The sequence below is a fragment of the Prevotella sp. P3-122 genome (assembly GCF_002251365.1).
In the GTDB taxonomy this organism is placed as follows: Bacteria; Bacteroidota; Bacteroidia; order Bacteroidales; family Bacteroidaceae; genus Prevotella.
The window spans coordinates 1-4,158 of record NZ_NPJH01000074.1; the positions used below are offsets into that span (position 1 = coordinate 1).

4 protein-coding genes are annotated in these 4,158 nt (G+C 35.4%); all 4 read left to right on the top strand.

The genetic code is table 11. The annotated features are described in order from the left end of the window. Positions 1–183: 183 nt before the first annotated feature. Genes CIL02_RS11265 through CIL02_RS17000 form a run of 4 tightly spaced genes read left to right on the top strand, consistent with a single transcriptional unit; the run spans position 184 to position 4,056 of the window. Positions 184–1,710 carry a lipopolysaccharide biosynthesis protein gene (locus tag CIL02_RS11265; protein ID WP_094401773.1) on the top strand — a complete coding sequence of 509 codons (1,527 nt, stop codon included), beginning with the start codon at positions 184–186 and terminating at the stop codon, positions 1,708–1,710. A gap of 57 nt (positions 1,711–1,767) precedes the next feature. Further along, a complete protein-coding gene (locus CIL02_RS11270) occupies positions 1,768–2,631 on the top strand; it encodes a glycosyltransferase (RefSeq protein ID WP_240513658.1) in 864 nt (287 codons plus the stop codon). Between the two features lie 10 nt (positions 2,632–2,641). Beyond that, positions 2,642–3,616: a glycosyltransferase family 10 domain-containing protein gene (locus CIL02_RS11275; RefSeq protein ID WP_094401776.1), complete on the top strand. Its 975-nt coding sequence runs from the start codon at positions 2,642–2,644 to the stop codon at positions 3,614–3,616. Next, the gene (locus CIL02_RS17000; protein ID WP_094401778.1) at positions 3,616–4,056 is read left to right on the top strand and encodes an acyltransferase family protein; all 441 of its coding nucleotides are present in this window, start codon (positions 3,616–3,618) and stop codon (positions 4,054–4,056) included. Before CIL02_RS11275 ends, CIL02_RS17000 begins: the two co-directional genes overlap by 1 nt. Positions 4,057–4,158 lie beyond the last annotated feature (102 nt).

Genomic DNA, 4,158 nt, shown 5'->3' on the forward strand with positions numbered 1-4,158 from the left:
CATTTTTATAAACGTAAGTTTACTATCAAGACAAGCAATATGACCAGTTATATTATTTATCCCAATAACTTTGATGATATAAAAAAAATAAGCGGAATATCATTGAGATGGTATGCAAACAATCCTTTGCTCAGTCTAAAGACTAAGATATGCTCCGTGTTTTCAAGATTAATGTAAAGTTGAATGGAAGATAACAATAAACGGATATTAAAAAATACAGTTTACCTTTATTTACGCCAATTTATAATAATGGCATTGAGTTTTTTTACTACAAGAATTGTTTTGGAGAAACTTGGTGCTTCTGATTACGGCGTTAATAATGTAGTAGGAGGTTTTGTCTCCATGTTTACTGTCTTGAACAGTATACTTCAGACCGGAACCCGTAGGTTTCTGTCCCTGAATTTGGGTAAGGGAGACGCCCAGATATTAAAAGATACTTTTTCTACAGCTTTTGTAATCCATTTGATTGTAGGAGTTGTTGTAGTAGTGTTATTGGAAACATTTGGAATATGGTTTCTTAATTCACAACTAAATATTGCTCCAGATAGAATGGGGGCAGCTAACTGGGTCTTTCAGTTTTCTGTACTTACAGTCTTTCTGAGTATTACGCAAACGCCTTATGCAGCTGCGGTCACTTCCCACGAAAATTTTAGTATATATGCTTTTATGAGCATATTTGAAACCGTAGCGAAAGTTGCAGTTCTGTTTTTGCTGATTTTTATACCAGGTGATAAACTGATAATTTATTCAGCGTTGTTACTTGGAGTCTGTGTTATTAACATCAGTGTATATCGTATTTACTGTATCAGAAATTTTACAGAATGCCTATTTTCTCTAAGAGTGAATCGTAAATTATTGAAGGAAATGGTGAATTTTTCAGGATGGTCAGTTGTTGCTAACGTTTTTCAAGTGGGCAATACTCAAGGAGTATCGATTTTGTTGAACATATTCTTCAGTACGTTGGTAAATGCAGCAAGGGGCTTGGCTAATACAGTTACGTTCACAATAAGCCAGTTTGTAAATGGCTTTATAATTGCAGCAGAACCACAGCTTGTAAAGTATTACGGAGCAAATGATAAAGAACACTTTGAAAAATTAATTTTCAATATTACACAATATACATTGTTCCTTCTTGCTATATTTGCCGTACCAGTTTTTATGGAAATTGATTATGTATTAAAGATTTGGCTGACGGAGGTTCCACAATATACATCAGCATTTATAAAAATTACAATCATTTCATCACTTATTGTCAATTCATATATTATGATAGACAAAGCGATCATAGCTTCTGGACATATCAAGCAAATGGCTTTAATTGGAAATACTATTCCTGTTATACAATTGCCATTAGTTTACTTGTTCTTAAAGTTGGGGTATAGTCCCGTTGTTACTTATCTTATAACTTTGGTTCCTCAGATACTTGGAATGTTTGCAAATTTATGGATTAGTAAGCGATATATTAATTTCCCTTCTGGTAGATTTTTTATTCAAATTATGGCAAAAAATTATCTATTGATAGCAATAGCATGTATAATACCATACATTGTCAGAGAGATGATGACAGAAGGATTGTTGAGATTTCTTGTTGTTTGTTCTTTAGCTGTTATTTGTACCATTGGCGTGATGTATTCGTTTGCAATGAATGCAGAAACGAAACAAATGGTTAGACAGAAATTTGTTGGAAAGGTTTTTAAACGTTTTCGTTAGATGCAGAAAGTTTCAATAATCATACCTGTATACAATGCCACGGATTCAATTAGGAAGATGCTCGATAGTATTCTTGCTCAAACCTTACATGAATTTGAGGTGCTTATGATAGACGATGGCAGCACTGATGAGTCGGGCAGGATACTCGATGAGTATTCTGCTAAAGACAGACGCTTTAAGGTCTTTCATAAACTGAATGAGGGGGTAGCTATGGCTCGTCAGTTGGGAGTTGATAATGCCAAAGGAGAATTTTGTATTCATGCTGATGCAGACGACTGGATGGATTCCACAATGTTGGAAGAACTTTATGCAAAGGCAAAGGCAGAAGATGCCGATGTTGTTATTGCTGATTATTTTATTAGCTCCAAACATGGTGAGACTATATGTAAGCAGCAGCCATCGGAACTTTCTCCTGAGCAAGTACTTCAAGATATGTTTGCCAACAAACTATTTGGTGCATTGTGGCATAAACTTGTTCGCACTGACTTATACAAGAAGTATAATGCAAAGTTTTTCAAAGGAATAAACCATTGTGAAGATTTGCTTGTATGGGTGCAATTATTACAGCATCCGGAAGTGAAAATAACATATCTTCCAATGGCGTTTTATCATTATGTGGCAAATGACACTTCTATAACCCGTCACTTCACACGTAAGACATACGAGATGCGTTTGCGGTTTCGGGATAAGCTACGGGAGTTGCTCCATGTAGCAGATGCCAATAGCATTATAGAGAAAGTTTCTTTTGGAATCTTTACGGAAGGATTTATATACGATGTCTTGACGAAAGAAGAAACAAGGGAAGGATTGTGCCTATATAAACAACAGATTTCGGCATTGAAGAGCTTGAAATGGAAACTCGGCTTCTTTATGTTACGAATGAGTATGTGGAGAATGGCACATAGGTTTATTCATTATTAAGATTAGAGAAATGAGAGTAGTAGATACATTACAATATTATAAGGAATGGTATAGACAGCATCGTAGAGGTTTGCTGTTTTCAAAAGATTATCAGACAAAACTATATAATTGGTTTCCACCTTTCTTTGAACAGGATTTATGGTTACCAAAATTTATAGAGGGTAGGGGATTATTGAAAAATAGGTCTAAGTTAAAAGTTGGTGTTTTTACGATATGTGGTCCACAATGGGCTATAAAATATCAGCCCTGCGATTTCAGGATATTTTTTGCCCGTGAAAATTTAGCCTTTCGTAAAGAATGGCATGATTTCATGCTCAATGAACCCTCTATTGATTTGTCAATTGGTTTTGATGATATAAATGATAATCCTAAGTATATCCATATTCCATTTTGGATAACTTGGGCTTTAGATTCAATGGAAACATTCGAATCTATTAAAGGTAAGATTGAAAAATGGAACTTGCCTGTAGGTAAATCTTATAATAATCGCAAATTTTGTTCATTCCTTTGCAGTCACGGAGATAAAGGGCGTGAGATGATTTTTAATGATTTGTCAACTATTGATAAGGTTGATAGTTGTGGGCGTTGGATGCACAACGATGATTCTCTGAAAAAAGAATATGGTGACGACAAAGTTAGGTGGTTGAAGAATTATCGTTTCAATCTTACTCCGGAAAATTCAAACGCCAAGGGATACGTGACAGAGAAACTTCTAGAGGCAATACAAGGTGGCTGCATACCAATTTATTGGGGAAGTGATAATAATCCGGATTGCGATGTGTTTAATAAGGAAGCTGTCGTTTTCTTTGAAATGGATAAGGACAATACTTCTACAGTAAAACTTGTTTCCGAGCTTAACTCCGATGAGAAAAAGTATATGGACTTTGCTTGCCAAAAGCGATTCGTAGAAGGGGCTGAGGACGTTATTTGGGGATATTATGAGACTTTGGAGAAGAAGTTGAGGGAAATAATAGCTAATGTGTAATGAAAGAGAGATTAATACATATAGACAATGCAAAGGCTGTAGGTATGATGCTGATAATAGCTTCTCATATCATTCCTTCGGAACCGTTTGTCAAAAGTCCTGTCTATGAGAATTGGAACAGCATATTGAACTCCTTTTATGTTCCTCTTTTCTTCTTGTTGTCCGGTATGTTTGAATCGACAGACGTCAATGATGGAAAACTTTGCAGGCGAATAGTGAAGTTGGCAAAATATATTTGTTTGTTTTATGTATTCGGTATTGTAGCAGACGGCATTGTTAATGGTCATTGGTCGTTAGTGTCATTCAAGACCCAGACTACGATATGGTTTTTGATAGTTTTGTTATGGATAACTATTAACGTGGGAATAGCAAAGCGTTTCAAGTGGCGCAATTATATATATGTGTGTGTCGTTTCGGGGGAGACTGTCCGAAAACTATAGCCACGTAGGTTAGATTCGTTACCAGTCGTGTGATTTTGTTTGTTTTGTTATAGTTGTTTAACTCAGAATCGTCTTTATTCTCAAGTATTTTTCGTACCTTTA